This is a genomic window from Rhizobium sp. R711 (genome assembly GCF_002211365.1).
Lineage (GTDB): Bacteria > Pseudomonadota > Alphaproteobacteria > Rhizobiales > Rhizobiaceae > Rhizobium.
Genome location: NZ_LOKZ01000012.1, coordinates 21,122 through 41,598, shown reverse-complemented (window position 1 = coordinate 41,598; position 20,477 = coordinate 21,122). Strand labels below are relative to the sequence as shown.

Genomic DNA, 20,477 nt, shown 5'->3' with positions numbered 1-20,477 from the left:
CGGCCCTTTCCACCTCAGCGGGGCGCGCGATGTCGCTGGCAATCTCCACAGGGCGTAAGACCAAGATGCCTCCCCTTGCCAAAGGCAGGGTGGGGGCGTCGCTCGCGTTCTTGTTGGCGTTGCCTGCGATCGCTGTGGCGGCTCCCGACTGCAGCCAGGCAAGTGCTGTCTACGCAGATAGGGATGGCGCCTACGAGTTGCGCTTCACGCCGATCAATTCGGAAGCGGCGGCTGCCAGCAACCGGTTCAAGCTGAAGGTGCTGAAGACCTCGATCGAGCTCGACGGCTATGTGATGCCGTCAGACGATCCGGAACGCGCTGTCGGTATCCTGATGTTCAAATGCCCCGGTGGCGACGTGACGGGCGCCGATCTGGACGCTTGCACGATCTGGCGGGGCACGATCTACGGCGCGAATGCCAAGGGCGAGATCGAGAATCTGCAGTCCGAAGCCGCGGCAGCCGCCGAGAATATCTTTCTGCCGGGTCTCGGTCCGGCGATCCGCCAATCGCAGATCTGGGGCAACGACAAGGCGACGGTTGCGCCGTGGGATGTCCTGGCATTCACGGAGTGCGCGAAATGACAGAACGACCGGTCCTTCTTGTTACCGGCGGTAGTCGGGGTATCGGTGCTGCGGTCTGCCGGCTCGCTGCCCGCCAGGGTTGGAACGTTGCTGTGAACTACGCCGCCAACCGCGCCGCTGCCGACGCTATCGTCTCGGAGGTCAAGGCCGAGGGCGGTGACGCCATCGCAATCAAGGGCGATGTCGGCAGCGCGCAGGATATCGTTTCGATGTTCCAGACAGTCGAGAAGCACTTCGGGCGGCTGGATGGACTGGTCAACAATGCCGGCATCGTCGATGCCCAGCAGCGCGTCGACGAGATGAGCGTCGAGCGACTTGAGCGGATGATGCGGATCAACGTGACCGGCTCGATCCTATGCGCGGCCGAAGCCGTCCGCCGCATGTCGTCGAGGCATGGCGGCAATGGCGGGGCAATCGTCAACATCTCGTCGATGGCAGCCGTTCTGGGCTCGGCCTCGCAGTATGTCGACTACGCCGCATCGAAGGCCGCGATCGATACGTTCACCGTGGGTCTGTCGCGCGAGGTGGCAAATGAGGGCGTGCGTGTGAACGCTATCCGCCCCGGTGTCATCGATACCGACATTCATGCATCCGGCGGCCTGCCGAACCGCGCACGCGACCTGGCGCCGAGCATTCCGATGCAGAGGCCCGGCACGGCAGAGGAGATCGCCGATGCGGTCCTCTACCTTCTCTCGCCGACGGCTTCCTATATAACGGGCGCCATACTCAATGTTAGCGGCGGCCGTTAGGACGCGGAGACCATATCGCCATGCAATACTTCCTTGAGTTTCTCGGCCTGATGGCCGTCTTTTCGATCTTCATCGTCGTACCGGGCGCCGACTTCGCCGTCATCCTGCGCCAGAGCATCGTGCATGGCCGCCGTGCCGCCATGATGACCGGCCTCGGCATGGGCTTCTCACTGCTCTTTCACATCAGCTACACGATCCTCGGCCTTGGCCTGATCGTCTCCAAGTCGCTGATGCTGTTTGCCATGATCAAATGGGCCGGCGTCGCCTATCTCGTCTACCTCGGCATCAAGTCCTTCCGCGAGCCGGGCTTCAAGGTGAATGAGATCGAGGTGACGGACGAAGACCGCAAGCCGATCTCGGCGCTCAAGTGCCTCGGGATGGGCTTCATCACCAACGCGCTCAATCCGAAGCCGGTCCTGTTTTTCCTGTCGCTGTTCTCGACGCTGGTGCACCACGATACCCCGGCGCTTATCCAGTTCAGCTACGGCATCGGCATGGCCACCGCACTCGTCGCCTGGTTCGCCGGCGTCGCCACTTTCTTCACCGTAAAGCCCATTCGCGACCGCTTCATAGCAAGCGGCAAATGGTTCAACCGCATCACCGGCGCCGCACTGGTCGGCTTCGGTTTCCGCCTCGCGCTCGCTCGCGCGGCTGACTAAGCAAATAACGAAAAAGGAAAAGAAACAATGTCCTACGATGTGATCGTTATCGGAACCGGCCCCGGCGGCTATGTCGCTGCCATCAAGGCAGCGCAGCTCGGCCTCAAGGTCGCCGTCGTTGAAAAGCGTGCAACGTTTGGCGGCACCTGCCTGAACGTCGGCTGCATCCCGTCCAAGGCGCTGCTGCATGCCTCCGAAATGTTCCATCAGGCTGGCCATGGCATGGATGCGCTCGGCATCGAGGTCGCGGCTCCGAAGCTGAACCTTGAAAAGATGCTGGCGCATAAGGATGCGACGGTAAAGGCCAACGTCGATGGCGTTGCCTTCCTCTTCAAGAAGAACAAGATCGATGCCTTCCAGGGTACCGGCAAGATCGCATCGGCCGGCAAGGTTTCCGTGACCGGCGAAGACGGTAAGGTCCAGGAAATCGAAGGCAAGAACATTGTCATCGCGACCGGCTCCGACGTGGCCGGCATTCCTGGCGTCAAGGTCGATCTCGACGAGAAGGTGATCATTTCCTCGACGGGTGCGATCGCTCTCGAGAAGGTGCCGGAAACGATGATCGTCGTCGGTGGTGGTGTCATCGGCCTCGAGCTCGGCTCTGTCTGGTCGCGCCTCGGTGCCAAGGTCACCGTCGTCGAATATCTCGACACGATTCTCGGTGGCATGGATGGCGAAGTTTCCAAGCAGTTCCAGCGCATGCTCGCCAAGCAGGGTGTCACCATCAACCTGAGCTCCAAGGTGACGGGCGTTGAGAAGGGCGGCAAAGGTGCCAAGGTTACCTTCGAGCCGGTCAAGGGTGGCGATGCACAGACGCTCGAAGCCGAAGTCGTTCTGATCGCGACCGGCCGTACGCCCTATACCGCCGGCCTCGGTCTGGAAGAAGCAGGCGTCAAGCTCGACAATCGTGGTCGCGTCGAGATCGACGGACACTTCCGCACCAACGTTCCTGGCATCTACGCGATCGGCGACGTGGTGAAGGGTCCGATGCTGGCTCACAAGGCTGAAGACGAAGGCGTCGCACTTGCCGAAATCCTCGCCGGTCAGCATGGCCATGTGAACTACGACGTCATTCCGAGCGTCGTCTACACGCAGCCGGAAGTCGCCTCCGTCGGCAAGACGGAAGAAGAGCTGAAGGCTGCTGGCATCGCCTACAAGGTCGGCAAGTTCCCGTTCACGGCGAACGGCCGTGCGCGTGCGATGCTCGCGACTGATGGCTTTGTGAAGATCCTGTCCGATAAGGAAACGGATCGCGTCCTCGGCGGCCATATCGTCGGCTTCGGCGCCGGAGAGATGATCCACGAGATCGCGGTTCTGATGGAATTCGGTGGTTCCGCGGAAGATCTCGGCCGCACGTGCCACGCGCACCCGACGATGTCGGAAGCGGTCAAGGAAGCGGCTCTCGCCGCCTTCTTCAAGCCGATCCATATGTAATATTAAATTTTGGCAATGCGGGGTGGGCTGCTTGCTTCACAGCAGGCGGTCCATTTACCTTAGAACGGTTCTAATTGCTGTTCTGAGGATAGATACATGCCTATCGACTCTCGTGATGCATATAGCCTTCCGCAGCGGCTGCTGCATTGGGTGATGGCGCTCATGATCTTTTTCAACCTGCTGTTCCCGGATGGTATGAACGCCTGGAACCGGACGGTCCGCCGGGGTGGCATCCCCTCGGTCGATCAGATTGCGTCTGCCAACGTGCATGCCTATGTCGGCATTGGCATTCTCGTTCTCGCAATCCTGCGTGTTTGCCTGCGCCTTATTCAGGGAGCGCCGGCTGAACCGGCAGCGGAACCGAAGATATTCCGGATTGGCGCCAAAGTCGCGCATATCGCGCTCTACCTGTTGATCTTCCTCCTGCCGCTGACTGGTATGGCGGCGTATTATCTGGGGGTCGATATTTCCGGCGAGCTTCATGGCGGTATCTTCAAGGCGGTGCTGTGGGCCGTAATCACCGCACATGTTGCTGGCGCGCTTGCCCATCAGTTCTACTGGAAGACCAATGTTCTCAGGCGAATGACGGTCGGGCGTTAGTTGACAGCCGTCAGCGTGAAGCCCTGCTTGCGCAGCAACTCGATGACGCCGCCTTCGCCGGGAAGATGGAGCGCGCCGACGGCCATGAAGACGTTGCCATTAGCAAGAATCGGGGCTGCTCGCTCGGCCATCACCTTGTTGCGGTCGAGAATGATGCGCTGTTCGAAGGCTGCATAGTCGCCGTCCTCATCCTCGCCATCGGGCGAAACGGTCTTCAGCATCGGAATGGTCATGCCGATATCGCCGGAGAGGTAGAGATCGGTCATGGTTTCCACCACGTCGTTCATCTTGGAGCCCAAGGCCAGCGTCTCGATCAGTGACTTCATGTGGAATTCGGTCGGCAACTCGGCCATTGCCTGCAGCTGCTCAGCAAGTGTTTCCAGGCCTTTAACCTGCTTGCCCTCGGCAACCGCATCTGCAGCAATCTTCTGGTCAAGGAACTGTACGCCCTTGGCTTTGCGGGCCATTTCGCAGCTGGGAAGGGCAACGACACTCGAGATCATCCATGGCCGCATGCGCGAGACCGCGGCAAGCGGGATGCCACGTTGCTTCAGGCCGTCTTCCAGACGAACGTAGTCATCGTGAGACAGAAGCTTCTCAATCGTCGTCCCATCGGTGAACATCATCAGTTCAGGCTTCATCAGCAGAGCGGCGGAAGCCTTTTTCTCGTCGAGGATCTCGTCGGATTCGATGACGATAGTGTCGGCAGCGTCGTGGGCGGCCTGCGTGCGCGGCGGGAGCGTCAGCACCCGCGGATCGGTGACATGCATGCTGCCAAGCAGCCAGGACGGTTTCACGCCTGGCTTTTCGATCTTCCAGAAGATGCCCTTGCCGTTCGGCACGGCATCCGCTTCCTTGACCACCTCGGCATAGCGCGCGGGGTCGCTCTGCTTCAGATCGGTCAGGATATTGTGGCCGGTGCAGCTGGCGTCGTCTGCGGCGGCAGCCGGGGAGACGGAAAACAGGACGGCGATCAGCGTTGCCGCAAGCAGCATGTGAAATGCGGCGATCAGCCAGAGCAGGAGATTGCCCGGCGATGCGATGTGCAGGCTGCGGTGGCCGATGGAGATCGTCATGATGGTGTTCCGGTCACTGTGATCGCTAAGCTCTACGCTCAGCGTGCGGATATTCCTTTAAGAGAAGCCGTTAACAAAAGATTACGCCCGAGGATGGGCACGGTCGTAAACTTCGAGCAGACGGGATGAATCCACACCCGTGTAGACCTGGGTGGTGGAAAGGCTGGCGTGGCCGAGCAGTTCCTGAATGCTGCGGAGATCGCCGCCGCCCGCGAGAAGATGGGTCGCGAAGGAGTGCCGTAGCGCGTGTGGCGTCGCTGTCTCGGGCAGCCCAAAGGCACTGCGCATCTTTTGCATGGTGCGCTGAATGATGGCGGCCTGCAGCTTTCCGCCGCGCGCTCCGCGGAAAAGAGGCTGCTCGCCGTCGAGATGGTACGGGCACAGCGATCGGTATTTCCCAACCGCTTCGGCGACGACGGTGAGCAGCGGCACGAGGCGGGTCTTGTTGCCTTTACCGGTGATGCGCAACGTGGCCGCGCCACGGTTGAAATCGTCGGGTGTCAGGTCGAGCGCTTCGGAGATGCGCAGACCGCAGCCGTAAAGAAGGGTGAAGACGGCGGCGTCGCGCGCTGCGATCCAGGGTTCCTCGTGCAGTTGCGCCTCATCACTGACGACTGTGATCGCCTGCCTGTCGGACAGGGGTTTCGGCAGCGACTTCGGCTGCTTCGGCGAGCGGATCGCGCCGGCGCCGGCGGCATTCACCAGCCCCTTCTTTTCGAGGTAACGCAGCAGCGATCGCAGCCCGGCAAGATTGCGGCCAAGCGAACGCGCGCCCGATCCCTCCTTGCGGCGTGCGGCGAGGAATGCGCGGAAATCGGCAGGCCGCAGCGCGTGGATATCTTTCAGCGTCGCGGGGCCTGCGAGATGACCGGTGAGGAAGGTCAGGAACTGGCGGGTGTCGCGCTCATAGGCGTCGAGCGTGTGCTCGGATAGACGCCTTTCGTTGGCAAGGTTACCGAGCCAAGCTGTTCGTTCCGCCATCAGTTGTGGGTCGGCGATGATCAGGAGTTCGTTCACGTCTCACGCCCTTGAATTTGCCAATTCGGCTGCCAATTCTGAAGGGACGATAGTTATGGAATTGCTAATACCGACCAAGTGGCTGTCACGTTTCCATCATAATAATCGACCTAACTGGTTTCCCAACGACTCAGGATCTTGCATGCCACGGCGCCACCCCACGACCGCTTTCGGACAATTCGCGGAAGCGATCGGCCTCGTCTCCCATGGCAAACCGGGACATATCGTTGATACGCTGATCGCCGAGCGCGGACAAAGGATCGTGAAGCATCCACTTTGGCCGGTCATGCGCCCCTTCCTCTACACTCTCTTGCGCTACAACAGGGCGGTCAGCTTCGCCAATGACGTTGCAAACATGCCGGGCTTCCAATGTTTCGAATACATGAGCAAGCTGTTGAAGCTCGATATCAATGTCAGGCATGGCGAACGCATTCCTGATGCCGGCGGCTTCATCCTGGTCAGCAACCATCCGACCGGCATCGCCGATGGTGTCGCTGTGTTCGATCTACTGAAACACAAGCGGCCCGACGTGATGGTGTTTGCGAACCGTGATGCTGTGCGTGTCAACCCGCGCTTTGCCGAGGTCATCATCCCGGTCGAGTGGCGTGAGGAGCACAAGAGCAAGCTGAAGACCCGCGAGACATTGCAGATCACCAATCACGCCGTCAGGGAAGGCAAGGCAACGGTGCTTTTTCCCTCGGGACGTATCGCCTATTGGGCAAACGGGCGCCTGAATGAGCGTCCGTGGAAAACCTCCGCCGTCGGCCTTGCGCGCAAGTACAATCTGCCGATCCTGCCGGTGCACATGACGGCGCGTAACTCTGGCCTGTTCTACTGGTTCGCGAAGTGGTCGACCGAGCTTCGGGACATGACGGTGTTTCACGAGCTTCTGAACAAGCGGGGCGACCGTTTCGACTTCGTGGTTGGCAATCTGATTCCGGTGGAGCATCTCGACGGCGATATCAACGAGGTGACCAAGGCGTTGGAGGACCATACCGTGCATGTGCTCGACGCTGACGGCGATGCGCAATTCGTGCCGTTGGTCCCGCCGGCAGAGGCGGAACCGGCGAGCGCCCGTTCAATTCCCTGATCGGATCGGCTAAGGCAAGGCATGCTGCTCCGCTCGATGTTTGCCCAGAATTACCGGTCCCTGCGCTCGGTCCGCCTGGATCTTTCGAATTGGTGTTGATGACCTTACAGGTTTTCTTTTTGCGCCGATCCGGGCATGGTCTCGCCCGATGAGCACAGATTCGTCCGATCTCTTTGGAGCGCTGTTTGAGACGCCGCCGGCAAACCGCACGGTTCCGGTGCTCGTTCCCATGCCTGCGCCGAAGCCATACTCCTATGCCGTGCCGGAGGGTATGGCGGCCGAGCCGGGATCGGTCGTACAGGTGCCGCTTGGCCCAAGGCAGGTGATCGGCGTCGTCTGGGACGGCGGCGAGGATGGGGTCGATCCCAAGAAGTTGAGGCCGATCAGCCATGTCTTCGATTGCCCGCCTCTGACCAAGGAGATGCGCGACTTCATCGATTGGGTTGCGAGCTATACGCTGTCGCCGCCTGGGCTCGTGGCGCGAATGGCGTTGCGCGCGCCAAATGCCTTCGAGCCGGAGCCGATGGTGGAGGGACTGCGATTCGTCGGCGGCGCACCGGAGCGGATGACGCCAGCGCGCGCCCGTGTGCTCGATATTGCCGGCGATGGCCTATCCTGGACGCGAAGCGGGCTTGCCCATGCCGCCGGTGTGTCGACCAGCGTCGTCGACGGCCTGGTCGGCCAGGGGGTTTTCGAGACGGTGTTCCTGCCGCCGCCGCCAGTGGTGGCAAAGCCCGATCCCGATTTCGTGACCTCGCGCCTTGAAGGCCCGCAAAGGGAGGCAGCGGACGAGATTCTTGCCGAAGTTCGAAAGGGTGAATTCGCCGTTTCGCTGATCGACGGCGTGACCGGCTCGGGCAAGACGGAGGTATATTTCGAGGCCATTGCGGAAACACTGAAGCGTGGCAAGCAGGTGCTGATCCTGTTGCCGGAGATCGCGCTGACAGCGAGCTTTCTGGAGCGTTTTCAGGATCGCTTCGGCGCCAAGCCCGCCGAATGGCATTCCGATCTGGCGCCACGCACCCGCGAGAAAGTCTGGCGCCAGGCCGTCACGGGCGAGGTTCGTGTCGTGGCCGGCGCGCGCTCGGCGCTGTTCCTGCCGTTCGAGGATCTTGGTCTGATCATCGTCGATGAAGAGCATGATCCGGCTTACAAGCAGGAAGACCGTGTCTATTACAATGCGCGCGACATGGCAGTTGTGCGCGCCCGCATTGGCGATTTCCCCGTGGTTCTGGTTTCCGCCACGCCCTCGGTCGAGAGCCAGGTCAACGGCCAGAGCGGCCGCTACAACATCGTTCATATGCCGACCCGCTTCGGTGACGCGGCGTTGCCGGATCTGCATCTCATCGACATGCGCCGCCACGCGCCCGAGCGCGGCGGTTTCCTCTCGCCCGTTCTCATCCGTGCGATCGGCAAGACGGTCGAGAAGCAGCAGCAGGCGCTTCTCTTCCTCAATCGGCGCGGCTATGCGCCGCTGACACTTTGCCGGGTTTGCGGTCACCGCTTTCAGTGCCCACAGTGCTCCAGCTGGCTCGTCGAGCATCGCTTCAAGAAACAGTTGCAGTGCCATCAGTGCGGCCATGCCGAGCGCACGCCGGAAGCCTGCCCCGAATGCGGAACCCTCGATCACCTTGTTGCCTGTGGCCCCGGCGTCGAGCGTATCGCTGAAGAGGTGGAGCGTCACTTTCCCGAGGCACGGACGATCGTGCTCTCGTCCGACATGATGGGCGGCGTCAAGCGGTTGCGCCTCGAGCTCGAGGCCATCGCCAAGGGCGAAGCCGATATCGTTATCGGCACACAGCTCGTCGCCAAGGGGCATAACTTCCCGCTGATGACGCTGGTCGGCATCGTCGATGCTGATCTCGGCTTAGCCAACGGTGACCCGCGCGCTGCCGAACGCACGTTCCAGCTCCTGTCGCAGGTGACGGGCCGCGCTGGCCGTACCGGCTTGAAGAGCCACGGCCTCCTTCAGACATACCAACCGCAACATCCCGTCATGCAGGCGATCGTGTCGGGTGATGCGAGCGCCTTCTACGAGCGCGAGATCGCCGAGCGGGAGCGTGCCATCCTGCCGCCGTTCGGACGGCTGGCGTCGGTCATCGTCTCGGCGGACACGCGCCACGACGCGGAAAACCATGCTCGTGGAATCAGGAACGCCGCGCCCAACGTTTCCGGCATCTCCGTGCTGGGTCCTGCGGAAGCGCCGCTTGCGCTGGTGCGAGGTCGCTATCGCTTCCGCCTCCTCGTGCATGGACGGCGAAACTCCGACATGCAGGCGTTCCTCAGGGCGATGCTTGCGCAGGCGCCCAAGGAGCGCGGCTCGGTACATGTGCAGCTCGACGTGGACCCGCAAAGCTTCCTGTAGATCGTTTCCTGGTGGGCTTTTGCGTCGCACCACAATCATGCCATAAGGACGGCGAAGCAGGGGATTCGGGGCGGTCGAATGGACTTTTATTTTCCAACGGAACTGGGTGAACAGCTCGCCTTCGCGGCAGCCGCTTTCACGGCACTGGCGGGCTTTGTCATCATGTTCGCGCCGGGCTATGCGATGCGGTTGTTTGGCTCGATGCCGCGTGAGGGCCGGCGCGACGGCTATGCCGAGCAGCGCTCCGTCGGTGGCTTCTATCTCGGCTTCGGTCTCTCGGCCATCATGTTGGCACAGAACTGGATCTACATGGCGCTCGGCGCCTCGTTCGCCATGGCTGCATTTGCGCGCATCATCTCGCTCCTGTCAGATAAGGGGAGCACTATTCTCAACTACTTACTTCTGGTTGCGCAGATCGTTCTGGCGGCGCTTCCGCTCGCCTATGTTTTCGGTTTCTTTTCCGCTTGAGTTGAGCTGATATCACTCGGTTCAGGCTCTTTGTTTCTGGGCTTTGAGCATTTTTGCGTTAGAAATCGATGCGAAAGCCGTATTCGGGCGTTACGCGTGTTGCGAGTCCGAACATCCTATGTTAGACGGACCCCGAATTTCGGAAGAAGCAAGAGGCTTCTCTTGCGATTTCTGGGGGAAATCATAACGAATTCAAGATCCTAGGTCAGGCGCCCGCCGGGGACCGGATTCTTGAGTTGAAATCAGGGAAATTTGGGCCAGTGGCAGACACATCCCAGCTTACTTCTGGTGTTGCAGAGCGCTATGCCTCGTCGCTGTTCGAGCTTGCGCTCGAGCAGGGCGCCGTTGAAAGCGTCACCAAGGACCTCGATCGGTTCCAGGCGATGCTCGACGAGAGCGACGACCTGAAGCGTTTCGTTTCGAGCCCTGTTTTTTCGGCCGACGACCAGCTCAAGGCGATTGTCGCCATTAGCGAGAAGGCTGGAATCAGCGGCTTCTTCGCAAATTTCCTGAAGGTCGTGGCGCGCAACCGTCGCCTCTTTGCCCTCCCGGGCATGATCAAGGCCTTCCGCATCATTGCCGCAAACCAGCGTGGCGAAATTACCGCCGAGGTCACCTCGGCCCATGCGCTGACTGCGGCGCAGGAAACCGAATTGAAGGCGGCGCTCAAGGGCGTCACCGGCAAAGACGTGGCGATTGCCGTCACGGTTGATCCGTCAATTCTTGGTGGTCTGATCGTGAAGGTCGGGTCCCGTCAGATTGATACGTCTCTTCGTACGAAACTCTCTACCCTTAAGCTTGCATTGAAAGAGGTCGGCTGATGGATATCCGCGCGGCGGAAATTTCCGCAATTCTCAAAGACCAGATCAAAAACTTCGGCAAAGAGGCAGAAGTCTCGGAAGTCGGTCAGGTTCTCTCCGTCGGTGACGGTATCGCTCGCGTTTACGGTCTGGACAATGTTCAGGCAGGTGAAATGGTCGAGTTCCCCGGTGGCATCCGCGGTATGGCGTTGAACCTGGAATCGGACAACGTCGGTGTTGTTATTTTCGGTTCGGACCGCGACATCAAGGAGGGCGACACCGTCAAGCGGACCGGCGCCATCGTTGACGTTCCGGTCGGTCCGGAGCTGCTTGGCCGCGTTGTTGACGCTCTCGGAAATCCGATCGACGGCAAGGGCCCGATCAACTCGACCCGCCGCGCGCGCGTCGACGTGAAGGCTCCGGGCATCATTCCGCGCAAGTCGGTTCATGAGCCGATGTCGACCGGCCTCAAGGCTATCGACGCGCTCATCCCGGTCGGTCGTGGCCAGCGCGAGCTCGTCATCGGTGACCGCCAGACCGGCAAGACCGCGATCATTCTCGACACGATCCTGAACCAGAAGGCTATCCACGACAACGGCCCGGACGGCGACAAGCTGTACTGCGTCTATGTCGCTATCGGCCAGAAGCGTTCGACCGTTGCTCAGTTCGTCAAGGTTCTCGAAGAACGCGGCGCAATGAAGTACTCGATCGTTGTTGCCGCAACGGCTTCCGATCCTGCTCCGATGCAGTACCTGGCACCGTTCGCCGGCTGCACGATGGGCGAATACTTCCGTGACAACGGTCAGCACGCGCTGATCGGTTACGACGACCTGTCCAAGCAGGCGGTTGCCTACCGTCAGATGTCGCTGCTGCTGCGCCGCCCGCCGGGCCGCGAAGCTTATCCGGGCGACGTTTTCTATCTGCATTCGCGTCTCCTCGAGCGCGCTGCAAAGCTCTCCGATGAAAAGGGCGCTGGCTCTCTGACGGCGCTGCCGGTCATCGAAACCCAGGGCAACGACGTTTCGGCCTTCATTCCGACTAACGTGATCTCGATCACCGACGGCCAGATCTTCCTCGAAACCGACCTGTTCTATCAGGGTATCCGTCCGGCCGTAAACGTCGGTCTGTCGGTTTCGCGCGTCGGCTCCGCCGCGCAGGTCAAGGCGATGAAGCAGGTTGCCGGCTCGATCAAGGGTGAGCTCGCCCAGTATCGCGAAATGGCCGCCTTCGCTCAGTTCGGCTCGGACCTCGATGCCTCGACGCAGCGCCTCTTGAACCGCGGTGCACGCCTGACCGAACTCCTGAAGCAGCCGCAATTCTCGCCGCTGAAGACGGAAGAACAGGTTGCGGTGATCTTCGCTGGCGTCAACGGCTACCTGGACAAGATTCCGGTCGCACAGGTCGGCAAGTTCGAACAGGGCCTTTTGTCGTACCTTCGCTCGGAAGGCTCGGCCATCCTCGACACGATCCGCACGGACAAGGCAATCAGCGATGATACGAAGGGCAAGCTCACGGCTGCCATCGATGGCTTCGCGAAGTCCTTCGCCTAATCGGACCTAAAGGACGGATAACGGATGCCTTCACTTAAGGATCTGAAAAACCGGATCGCCTCCGTCAAGGCGACGCAGAAGATCACCAAGGCGATGAAAATGGTCGCCGCGGCGAAGCTTCGGCGTGCCCAGGAGGCGGCCGAGGCCGCCCGTCCGTACTCGCAGCGCATGGGTGCCGTTCTGGCAAACATCGCCGGTGCGATGACGGAGGCTGACGGTGCGCCGGCGCTGATGACCGGCAACGGCAAGGACCAGGTTCACTTGCTGGTCGTCTGCACCGCCGAACGCGGTCTGTGCGGCGGCTTTAACTCGCAGATTTCGCGTTTTGCGCGCGATCACGCTCGCAGGCTTCTCGCTGAAGGCAAGACCGTCAAGATCTTTACGGTCGGCAAGAAGGGCTACGACGTTCTGCGCCGCGAATTCGCTTCGCTCATCGTCGAGCGCAAGGAATTGCGTGATGTGAAGAAGGTCGGGTTCGAGAATGCTGACCAGATCGGCAAGCGCATCATCGACATGTTCGAAGCCGACGAGTTCGACGTCTGCACGTTGTTCTATTCAGAATTCAAGTCGGTCATTTCGCAGGTTCCGACGGCTCAGCAGCTCATCCCGGCATCGGCCCCAACGGCTGTTGTCGAGGACGCGGCACACGCCGGCGCAGTCTACGAATACGAGCCGGATCCGGCATCGATCCTCGAGGATCTGATCCCGCGCAACATCTCCGTTCAGATCTTCCGCGCGCTCCTTGAGAACGTTGCCGGTGAGATGGGCGCCAAGATGAGCGCGATGGACAATGCAACGCGCAACGCTGGTGAAATGATCAACAAGCTGACGCTCAACTATAACCGTCAGCGTCAGGCTCAAATCACCAAGGAACTCATTGAAATCATTTCGGGCGCGGAAGCGCTCTGAGGTTAGGGAAAAGAGGGTAAGATAATGGCTAAGGCAGCTACCCCCAAGACTGCGGCAGGCTCTGCCGGCAAGGTCACGCAGGTTATCGGCGCCGTCGTGGACGTTGCTTTCGAAGGCGAACTGCCGGCGATTTTGAATGCGCTTGAGACGAGCAACGGCGGCAACCGACTGGTGCTCGAAGTTGCGCAGCACCTCGGCGAGAACGAAGTTCGCACGATCGCCATGGACTCGACCGAAGGTCTGGTTCGCGGTCAGGCGGTTTCCGACACCGGCGCTCCGATTGCCGTTCCGGTTGGTCCGGAAACGCTCGGCCGTATCATGAACGTCATCGGCGAGCCGGTCGACGAAGCTGGTCCGCTGGTTACCGCCTCCAAGCGCGCCATCCACCAGGACGCGCCGGCCTATGTCGATCAGTCCACGGAAGCACAGATCCTCGTTACCGGCATCAAGGTCGTCGACCTTCTCGCTCCTTACGCAAAGGGCGGCAAGATCGGCCTGTTCGGCGGCGCAGGCGTCGGCAAGACCGTTCTGATCATGGAACTGATCAACAACGTCGCCAAGGCGCACGGTGGTTACTCGGTCTTCGCCGGCGTGGGTGAGCGTACCCGCGAAGGCAACGACCTCTACCACGAAATGATCGAATCCGGCGTTAACAAGCATGGCGGCGGCGAAGGCTCCAAGGCTGCTCTGGTTTACGGCCAGATGAACGAACCGCCGGGCGCACGTGCACGTGTTGCTCTGACCGGTCTGACGGTTGCTGAAAACTTCCGTGACCAGGGCCAGGACGTTCTGTTCTTCGTCGACAACATTTTCCGCTTCACGCAGGCAGGTTCCGAAGTCTCGGCTCTGCTCGGTCGCATTCCTTCGGCCGTTGGTTATCAGCCGACGCTTGCCACGGACATGGGCCAGATGCAGGAACGCATCACGACGACGACGACCGGCTCGATCACCTCGGTTCAGGCCATTTACGTTCCGGCCGACGACTTGACCGACCCGGCTCCGGCAACCTCGTTCGCCCACCTGGACGCAACGACCGTTCTGTCGCGCTCGATCGCTGAAAAGGGTATCTACCCGGCCGTTGACCCGCTCGACTCCACGTCGCGCATGCTCGACCCGATCGTTGTCGGCGAAGAGCACTACGAAGTGGCTCGTAAGGTTCAGTCGACGCTGCAGCGTTACAAGGCTCTGCAGGACATCATCGCGATCCTGGGCATGGACGAACTGTCCGAAGAGGACAAGCTGGCCGTTGCCCGCGCACGTAAGATCGAGCGCTTCCTGTCGCAGCCGTTCTTCGTTGCTGAAGTCTTCACCGGTTCGCCGGGCAAGCTCGTCGCTCTCGAAGATACGATCAAGGGCTTCAAGGGTCTGGTCAACGGCGAATATGACCACCTGCCGGAAGCTGCCTTCTACATGGTCGGCTCGATCGACGAAGCTATCGAGAAGGCCAAGAAGCTGTCCGCAGCTGCCTGATGAGCGACGCTCTTAACGAGATCTTCTGCTGCGACAGCCTTCGGGAAGTCGCAGCAGAGCTTCCCGCACCGGCCGCTCCGACGATCTACAGATCGGACGATGGCAAGGTGATGATGGTGGTGGGACTGATCCAGACCGAGGAAGGTCTTGGATATCTCGATCAAGCGATAGCGCACTGCCCGTTCTGCGGGACCAAATTGCAAGATACAGAAGCCGCCGAGAAGGTAAGTCACTGATGGCTGACAATTTCAATTTTGAACTCGTGTCTCCCGAGCGCCTGCTCCTTTCGGAGATGGTGACCGAAGTTGTCATTCCGGCAACCGACGGCGAGATGACCGTTATGGCAAACCATGCCCCGACGATGACGACCATCAAGCCGGGCATCGTCAGCGTTCGTTCCGCCAACGGCTCGAAGCAGGACTACGTGGTTTTCGGCGGTTTCGCCGATATTCTGCCGACCGGCTGCACGCTGTTGGCTGAATCCGCGGTCATTGTTCAGGATCTCTCGAAGGATGAATTGACGCTTCGCATCGAAGCGGCGAAGAGAGAAATCGAGGATGCTGTGCATCACGAGCACAAGTCGCGTCTGGAACACTACATCATGGAACTGACGCACCTGCAGGGTGTGATCGATCAGGATTGATCCGCACGAACTCCAGCATCGAAGCGGCCTTCGGGCCCCTTCGGGCCGCTTTTTTGTTTTCTAGTGGTTGCCGGCGTCGTGGACGGTTCGCAGCTTCCCGCAAGCGAAGCGCTCGTTTATAACACCTCAAGTATACTTGAGGTCGAGCTATGGAAGAAAACTCCAACAATCCGTTCAGGAAGCTGCTGACGGTTGGCGAAGTCGCCGAACGGAGCGGTCTTGCCGTCTCTGCCTTGCACTTCTACGAAGCCAAGGGCCTCATCTCCAGTATTCGCTCGCGTGGAAACCAACGCCGCTTCGGTCGCGATGTGCTCCGCCGTCTCGGCATCATCAAGGTGGCGCAGCGTGTGGGCGTTCCCTTGGCGGAGATTCAGGCTGCTTTCGATACTCTGCCGCAGGGCCGCACGCCGACCGCTACGGACTGGCAGCGCTTGTCTGCCCTCTGGAAGGAGGATCTCGACACACGTATCGGTCGCCTCATTGCCCTGCGGGACCGGTTGACGGATTGCATTGGCTGTGGTTGCCTCTCGGTTGAAAGCTGCCCGCTGCGCAATCCCTATGACCGGCTGGCAAAAGATGGGCCGGGTCCGCGTCTGCTGGAAGCCGACGACTAGGCAACGTTTCCCGCTGCATCATAACAAGCAGAGCCGCAAACGGCTCGATCACGCCGTGGAGGACTCGATGTTTCACCCCAAACTGTTCGAAAGCCGCAACGTGGTTGTGACTGGTGGGGGGAGGGGTATCGGCCTGGAAGTGGCGCGGCAATTTCTCGATTGCGGGGCGAGGGTGCTGGTGCACCTCGGCCGCGGCGCTGAGCGTGATCTGCCTGATTTCCTACTAACGGCGGAAGAAGACCGCCGGGCCTTTCTCGTAACAGCCGATTTTTCCACGCCGGGCGGCACCAGCGGATTTGCCGAGAAGGCCCTTGCAACCTTCGACCGTGTCCATGTGCTTATCAATAATGCCGGAACCATGGTCGGCCGCTTTCCGGCAGGGGATCTGAGCGACGAGCAGTACCAGACGATTGTGCGGCTGAATCAGACCTCGGTCGTTGAGATAACACGCGCGCTTATCCCAGCATTGAGAGCATCGCAGGAGGCGGCAATCGTCAACACGGTCTCCATTTCCGCGCTGACGGGCGGCAGTCCCGGCTCGGCAATCTATTCGGCGTCGAAGGCATTTGTCGCAACCTATTCGAAGGCGCTCGCAAGGGAGCTCGCGCCCGATGGCATTCGCGTCAACTGCGTCTCGCCGGGAACGATCGAAACCGACTTCCACCAGCGATATTCGTCGCCGGAGAAGCTGGAGCAGACCCGCAAGGCCATTCCCCTGCAGCGATTGGGCACCTCCGAGGATTGCGCGCCGGCATACCTCTTCCTTTCGGCGCCGTCTCTTTCCGGGTACATCACCGGGCAAGTGCTCGAGATCAACGGCGGTCAGCTCATCTGCTGAGTTGCGGGACTTTTTTTGGTATTTTGGCAGATCCAAACAGCTGGCTGCTGCGAATATGTTATGATTTAGCTTCCTACATATTGTTTTTGCAACCAGAGATGAAGAATGCACTTGCCTACACCAAGACCGGGTATGCCTGGTCGGGATCTGCAGAAGCTTTCTGCAAGAGCGCGAGAAGCGGGCGACTTTCTCAAGGCACTCTCCCACCACACACGGCTAGTTATTCTTTGCCTCCTGACCGAGGGAGAAAAGACGGTGGGCCAGCTTGAGGAAAGCCTCGGCATTCAGCAGGCAATGGTGTCGCAGCAGTTGGCGCGCCTCAGACTGGACGGGCTCGTCGCCAGCCGTCGTGACGGTCGCATGATTTATTACAGCGTCGCCCATCCAGACACGACCACGCTGCTGCATTTTCTGTTCGGGATGTTTCCCGAAACACAGGACAATTGACAATCGGCCTTGCCGACTGCTCTCTCTGACCTGAAGGCGGCAACGTGCCGCAGCTCGGCAGAGAGACCGAATGATCGATAAGCTGGAATTCTTTATCGCGCTCGCCAATGAGAAGCACTTCGGCCGTGCCGCAGAAGAGTGCGGCATTTCACAGCCGACGTTGTCCGCTGCCATCCGCCAGCTTGAGGATCAGCTTGGCGTGATCCTCGTGCAGCGTGGCTCGCGTTTCCAGGGGCTGACACCCGAGGGTCAGCGCGTGCTCGAATGGGCGCGGCGCATCGTCGGCGATGCCCGCACGATGCGCGAAGAAATGCGGGCCGCCCGCAAGGGGCTGTCGGGACATATCAAGATCGCCGTCATCCCGACAGCGCTCGCTATGTTGCCGCGCATCACAACGCCGTTTCAGGAGCGGCATCCGGATGTGACCTTTTCCATCGTGTCCCGCAATTCTCTGCAGGTGCTCAGCATGCTGGAGAATCTCGAGATCGACGCCGGCATTACTTATCTCGAAAACGAGCCGCTTGGGCGCGTGACGAGCGTGCCGCTCTATGCCGAGCACTACAATTTGATAACCGCCGCCGGCAGCCCTCTATCCGATCGTGACAGCGTCACCTGGAAGGAAGTGGGCGGTCTTCGGCTTTGTCTATTGACGGCGGACATGCAGAATCGCCGTATCATCAATCATCACCTGGCCGAAGCTGGCGTTACTGCGCATCCGACACTCGAGTCCAATTCGATGATCGTGTTGTTCTCGCATGTCCGTACCGGACGCTGGGCCAGCATCATGCCGCGCAATGTCGCGAAATCATTTGGCTTTCCCGCCGAAATACGCATGATTCCGATTGTCGAGCCGCGTGCGCACCATCTTGTCGGTCTGGTTGCGACGCATCGTGAGCCGTTCACGCCCTTGGTTTCCGCCTTGCTGCATGAGGCTCGGATTCTCGCCGAAGAGCTGGAATCTTGATAGGAATTTTCTATCGTTTGACGGAACATCATTATTGATCGCTTCGTCCATCCCTGAGAAGGTTCTATAATGAACGGACGCGAGCGGTTCTGTCGGCCATAGGGTTCTGAGGAAAGCCCGCCTGCCCAGGCCCGCGACGTGTAACTTGCAGGCCGTGGGAGGGCTGCTGATGAATATTCATGTCGCCAAGGGCGATATCGCAACGCGCACCACAGCGATCATCGATCAACTCAAGCATCTCGAAGGCCCGCTGCTGCCGATCCTCCACGAGATCCAGGGTGAATTCGGCTACGTGCCGCAGGAGGCCCTCCCTATCATTGCGGAGGAACTCAATCTTTCGCGGGCTGAGGTGCATGGCGTCGTCACCTTCTACCATGACTATCGCGATCACCCTGCTGGCCGGCATGTGTTGAAACTCTGCCGCGCCGAAGCCTGCCAATCGATGGGCGGCGATGCGCTGGCCGAGCGCGTGAAGGCGCTGCTCGGCATCGACTGGCACGGCACGACGCCTGACGGAGCGATCACCCTCGAACCCGTCTTCTGTCTTGGGCTCTGTTCGTGCTCGCCGTCCGCGATGATGGACGGCGAGGTTCATGGCCGGGTGGATACTGCCGATCTCGAGGCGCTGATTTTGGAGGCCCGCCGATGACCATCAGGATCTATGTTCCCTGTGATGCCGCGGCCTTGGCATTGGGTGCCGAACGGGTGACGAAGGCAATCTCGGAGCAGATTGCGGCGCGCGGGCTTGACGCCAAGATCGTGCGCAACGGCTCGCGCGGCATGCATTGGCTGGAGCCGCTGGTCGAGGTTGAAGTCTCGGGCAAGCGCATCGGCTACGGGCCGGTAAAGGCAAAGGACGTTGTTTCGCTGTTCGATGCCGGATTGGTCACCGGCGGGGATCATCCCCTCTGTCTTGGTGAGGTCGAGGAACTGCCGTTCCTCAAGCGTCAGACGCGCTTGACCTTTGCCCGCTGCGGCATCACCGATCCGCTATCGCTCGATGATTATGAAGCCCATGGTGGGCTCGCCGGCTTGCGTCGTGCTGTTTCGATGCGGCCTGCCGATGTCGTCAAGGAGGTCACCGATTCCGGCCTGCGTGGCCGTGGTGGCGCGGGTTTCCCGACAGGGATCAAGTGGAAGACGGTGCTTGATGCGCCGGGCGAGCGCAAATACATCGTCTGCAATGCCGACGAAGGCGACAGCGGCACCTTCGCCGACCGGATGATCATGGAGGGCGATCCCTTCGTGCTGATCGAAGGTATGGCGATCGCTGGCCTTGCGACCGGCGCGACCAAGGGCTTCGTCTACACACGCTCGGAATATCCGCATGCGATCGCGGCGATGAGCCGGGCGATCGATATTGCCCGCATCGCCGGAATACTCGGCACGTCGGTTCTCGGCTCGGGCAAGACCTTCGATATGGAGGTTCGTACCGGTGCGGGCGCCTATGTCTGCGGTGAGGAGACGGCGCTTTTGAACAGCCTCGAAGGCAAGCGCGGCATCGTGCGCGCCAAGCCACCGCTACCGGCCCACAAGGGTCTCTTCGACTGTCCGACCGTTATCAACAATGTCATTTCGCTCGCCTCCGTGCCGGTGATCATGGACAAGGGAGCGGCCTATTATCGCGACTTCGGCCTTGGCCGGTCGCGCGGCACCATTCCGATTCAGATCGCCGGCAATGTGAAGCATGGCGGTCTGTTCGAGACGGCATTCGGCATTTCGCTTGGCGACCTGGTTGATGACATTGCCGGTGGAACCGCATCCGGGCGACCGGTGAAGGCGGTTCAAGTCGGCGGACCGCTCGGTGCGTACTTCCCGCGCGCTCTGTTTGACACGCCATTCGACTACGAGGCTTTCGCGGCCAAGGACGGGTTGATCGGTCACGCCGGCATCGTCGTTTTCGACGATACGGCTGACATGCTAAAGCAGGCCCGGTTTGCGATGGAGTTTTGTGCCGTCGAAAGCTGTGGCAAGTGCACGCCCTGTCGCATCGGCTCGACGCGTGGCGTCGAGACGGCTGACAAGATCGCGCGCGGCATCGAGCCGGAGAAAAACCGCGAGTTGCTTGCCGATCTCTGCAACACAATGAAATTCGGGTCGCTCTGCGCCCTCGGGGGCTTCACACCCTATCCTGTGATGAGCGCCATGACGCATTTCCCGGAAGATTTCGTTCCCATACCTCTTATCGAAGCGGCGGAGTAAG

At 60.4% G+C, this 20,477-nt stretch carries 22 protein-coding genes; 20 read left to right on the top strand and 2 right to left on the bottom strand.

Annotated features, from left to right (window positions below):
- The first annotated feature begins 29 nt into the window (after nt 1–29).
- The 5 genes from ATY80_RS13620 (at nt 30) to ATY80_RS13600 (ending at nt 4,023) form a co-directional block, all read left to right on the top strand.
- Entirely contained in the window at nt 30–581 is a 552-nt protein-coding gene (locus ATY80_RS13620) for a hypothetical protein (RefSeq protein WP_088692940.1), read from the top strand.
- A complete protein-coding gene (locus ATY80_RS13615; protein WP_088692939.1) occupies nt 578–1,330 on the top strand; it encodes an SDR family oxidoreductase in 753 nt (250 codons plus the stop codon). The genes ATY80_RS13620 and ATY80_RS13615 overlap by 4 nt, the downstream gene beginning before the upstream one ends.
- A gap of 20 nt (nt 1,331–1,350) precedes the next feature.
- Entirely contained in the window at nt 1,351–1,989 is a 639-nt protein-coding gene (locus tag ATY80_RS13610; protein ID WP_088692938.1) for a LysE family transporter, read from the top strand.
- A 27-nt stretch (nt 1,990–2,016) separates the two neighbouring features.
- On the top strand, nt 2,017–3,423 hold the full coding sequence (lpdA, locus tag ATY80_RS13605; protein ID WP_088692937.1) for a dihydrolipoyl dehydrogenase: 1,407 nt from the start codon (nt 2,017–2,019) through the stop codon (nt 3,421–3,423).
- A gap of 96 nt (nt 3,424–3,519) precedes the next feature.
- Complete coding sequence (locus tag ATY80_RS13600) at nt 3,520–4,023, top strand: cytochrome b/b6 domain-containing protein (RefSeq protein ID WP_088692936.1); 504 nt, start codon at nt 3,520–3,522, stop codon at nt 4,021–4,023.
- Here the strand turns inward: ATY80_RS13600 and ATY80_RS13595 are convergent.
- Complete coding sequence (locus tag ATY80_RS13595) at nt 4,020–5,099, bottom strand: TraB/GumN family protein (RefSeq protein WP_088692935.1); 1,080 nt, start codon at nt 5,097–5,099, stop codon at nt 4,020–4,022. The genes ATY80_RS13600 and ATY80_RS13595 overlap by 4 nt on opposite strands.
- Nucleotides 5,100–5,180: 81 nt before the next feature.
- The gene (locus tag ATY80_RS13590) at nt 5,181–6,116 is read right to left on the bottom strand and encodes a tyrosine recombinase XerC (protein ID WP_088692934.1); all 936 of its coding nucleotides are present in this window, start codon (nt 6,114–6,116) and stop codon (nt 5,181–5,183) included.
- Between the two features lie 142 nt (nt 6,117–6,258).
- On the opposite strand from ATY80_RS13590, the gene ATY80_RS13585 reads away from it, so the two are divergent.
- From ATY80_RS13585 to ATY80_RS13515, 15 genes are all read left to right on the top strand, one after another.
- Nucleotides 6,259–7,206: a 1-acyl-sn-glycerol-3-phosphate acyltransferase gene (locus ATY80_RS13585; RefSeq protein ID WP_088692933.1), complete on the top strand. Its 948-nt coding sequence runs from the start codon at nt 6,259–6,261 to the stop codon at nt 7,204–7,206.
- A gap of 148 nt (nt 7,207–7,354) precedes the next feature.
- A complete protein-coding gene (locus ATY80_RS13580; protein ID WP_088692932.1) occupies nt 7,355–9,571 on the top strand; it encodes a primosomal protein N' in 2,217 nt (738 codons plus the stop codon).
- A gap of 78 nt (nt 9,572–9,649) precedes the next feature.
- Nucleotides 9,650–10,039 (top strand): DUF4345 domain-containing protein, encoded by a 390-nt coding sequence (locus ATY80_RS13575; RefSeq protein WP_088692931.1) that lies wholly within the window; start codon nt 9,650–9,652, stop codon nt 10,037–10,039.
- Nucleotides 10,040–10,299: 260 nt separating this feature from the next.
- Nucleotides 10,300–10,860 (top strand): F0F1 ATP synthase subunit delta, encoded by a 561-nt coding sequence (locus ATY80_RS13570; RefSeq protein ID WP_088692930.1) that lies wholly within the window; start codon nt 10,300–10,302, stop codon nt 10,858–10,860.
- Nucleotides 10,860–12,389, top strand: a complete 1,530-nt coding sequence (atpA, locus tag ATY80_RS13565) for a F0F1 ATP synthase subunit alpha (RefSeq protein WP_088692929.1) — start codon at nt 10,860–10,862, stop codon at nt 12,387–12,389. The genes ATY80_RS13570 and atpA overlap by 1 nt, the downstream gene beginning before the upstream one ends.
- Nucleotides 12,390–12,413: 24 nt before the next feature.
- Nucleotides 12,414–13,298 carry a F0F1 ATP synthase subunit gamma gene (locus tag ATY80_RS13560; protein ID WP_088692928.1) on the top strand — a complete coding sequence of 295 codons (885 nt, stop codon included), beginning with the start codon at nt 12,414–12,416 and terminating at the stop codon, nt 13,296–13,298.
- Between the two features lie 24 nt (nt 13,299–13,322).
- On the top strand, nt 13,323–14,768 hold the full coding sequence (gene atpD / locus ATY80_RS13555) for a F0F1 ATP synthase subunit beta (RefSeq protein ID WP_018855732.1): 1,446 nt from the start codon (nt 13,323–13,325) through the stop codon (nt 14,766–14,768).
- A complete protein-coding gene (locus tag ATY80_RS13550; RefSeq protein WP_088692927.1) occupies nt 14,768–15,004 on the top strand; it encodes a hypothetical protein in 237 nt (78 codons plus the stop codon). The genes atpD and ATY80_RS13550 overlap by 1 nt, the downstream gene beginning before the upstream one ends.
- On the top strand, nt 15,004–15,411 hold the full coding sequence (locus ATY80_RS13545) for a F0F1 ATP synthase subunit epsilon (protein WP_088692926.1): 408 nt from the start codon (nt 15,004–15,006) through the stop codon (nt 15,409–15,411). The genes ATY80_RS13550 and ATY80_RS13545 overlap by 1 nt, the downstream gene beginning before the upstream one ends.
- A gap of 149 nt (nt 15,412–15,560) precedes the next feature.
- On the top strand, nt 15,561–16,025 hold the full coding sequence (gene soxR / locus ATY80_RS13540) for a redox-sensitive transcriptional activator SoxR (RefSeq protein ID WP_088692925.1): 465 nt from the start codon (nt 15,561–15,563) through the stop codon (nt 16,023–16,025).
- Nucleotides 16,026–16,092: 67 nt separating this feature from the next.
- Nucleotides 16,093–16,863, top strand: a complete 771-nt coding sequence (locus ATY80_RS13535) for an SDR family oxidoreductase (protein ID WP_088692924.1) — start codon at nt 16,093–16,095, stop codon at nt 16,861–16,863.
- Between the two features lie 105 nt (nt 16,864–16,968).
- Nucleotides 16,969–17,310, top strand: a complete 342-nt coding sequence (locus ATY80_RS13530) for a metalloregulator ArsR/SmtB family transcription factor (RefSeq protein WP_088692923.1) — start codon at nt 16,969–16,971, stop codon at nt 17,308–17,310.
- Between the two features lie 70 nt (nt 17,311–17,380).
- A complete protein-coding gene (locus tag ATY80_RS13525) occupies nt 17,381–18,274 on the top strand; it encodes a LysR family transcriptional regulator (RefSeq protein ID WP_088692922.1) in 894 nt (297 codons plus the stop codon).
- A gap of 169 nt (nt 18,275–18,443) precedes the next feature.
- Nucleotides 18,444–18,923, top strand: coding sequence for a formate dehydrogenase subunit gamma (locus tag ATY80_RS13520; protein ID WP_088692921.1), 480 nt, complete (start codon nt 18,444–18,446; stop codon nt 18,921–18,923).
- Complete coding sequence (locus tag ATY80_RS13515; RefSeq protein WP_088692920.1) at nt 18,920–20,476, top strand: NADH-quinone oxidoreductase subunit NuoF; 1,557 nt, start codon at nt 18,920–18,922, stop codon at nt 20,474–20,476. Before ATY80_RS13520 ends, ATY80_RS13515 begins: the two co-directional genes overlap by 4 nt.
- The last annotated feature ends 1 nt before the right edge of the window (nt 20,477 follow it).

Coding starts and splice junctions, on each gene's coding strand:
- ATY80_RS13545 (WP_088692926.1), top strand. CDS start 15,004: ATGGCTGACAATTTCAATTTTGAACTCGTGTCTCCCGAGCGCCTGCTC.
- ATY80_RS13580 (WP_088692932.1), top strand. CDS start 7,355: ATGAGCACAGATTCGTCCGATCTCTTTGGAGCGCTGTTTGAGACGCCG.
- ATY80_RS13550 (WP_088692927.1), top strand. CDS start 14,768: ATGAGCGACGCTCTTAACGAGATCTTCTGCTGCGACAGCCTTCGGGAA.
- ATY80_RS13515 (WP_088692920.1), top strand. CDS start 18,920: ATGACCATCAGGATCTATGTTCCCTGTGATGCCGCGGCCTTGGCATTG.
- ATY80_RS13530 (WP_088692923.1), top strand. CDS start 16,969: ATGCACTTGCCTACACCAAGACCGGGTATGCCTGGTCGGGATCTGCAG.
- ATY80_RS13520 (WP_088692921.1), top strand. CDS start 18,444: ATGAATATTCATGTCGCCAAGGGCGATATCGCAACGCGCACCACAGCG.
- atpA (WP_088692929.1), top strand. CDS start 10,860: ATGGATATCCGCGCGGCGGAAATTTCCGCAATTCTCAAAGACCAGATC.
- ATY80_RS13525 (WP_088692922.1), top strand. CDS start 17,381: ATGATCGATAAGCTGGAATTCTTTATCGCGCTCGCCAATGAGAAGCAC.
- lpdA (WP_088692937.1), top strand. CDS start 2,017: ATGTCCTACGATGTGATCGTTATCGGAACCGGCCCCGGCGGCTATGTC.
- ATY80_RS13620 (WP_088692940.1), top strand. CDS start 30: ATGTCGCTGGCAATCTCCACAGGGCGTAAGACCAAGATGCCTCCCCTT.
- ATY80_RS13610 (WP_088692938.1), top strand. CDS start 1,351: ATGCAATACTTCCTTGAGTTTCTCGGCCTGATGGCCGTCTTTTCGATC.
- ATY80_RS13595 (WP_088692935.1), bottom strand. CDS start 5,099: ATGACGATCTCCATCGGCCACCGCAGCCTGCACATCGCATCGCCGGGC.
- soxR (WP_088692925.1), top strand. CDS start 15,561: ATGGAAGAAAACTCCAACAATCCGTTCAGGAAGCTGCTGACGGTTGGC.
- ATY80_RS13600 (WP_088692936.1), top strand. CDS start 3,520: ATGCCTATCGACTCTCGTGATGCATATAGCCTTCCGCAGCGGCTGCTG.
- ATY80_RS13585 (WP_088692933.1), top strand. CDS start 6,259: ATGCCACGGCGCCACCCCACGACCGCTTTCGGACAATTCGCGGAAGCG.
- atpD (WP_018855732.1), top strand. CDS start 13,323: ATGGCTAAGGCAGCTACCCCCAAGACTGCGGCAGGCTCTGCCGGCAAG.
- ATY80_RS13560 (WP_088692928.1), top strand. CDS start 12,414: ATGCCTTCACTTAAGGATCTGAAAAACCGGATCGCCTCCGTCAAGGCG.
- ATY80_RS13615 (WP_088692939.1), top strand. CDS start 578: ATGACAGAACGACCGGTCCTTCTTGTTACCGGCGGTAGTCGGGGTATC.
- ATY80_RS13535 (WP_088692924.1), top strand. CDS start 16,093: ATGTTTCACCCCAAACTGTTCGAAAGCCGCAACGTGGTTGTGACTGGT.
- ATY80_RS13575 (WP_088692931.1), top strand. CDS start 9,650: ATGGACTTTTATTTTCCAACGGAACTGGGTGAACAGCTCGCCTTCGCG.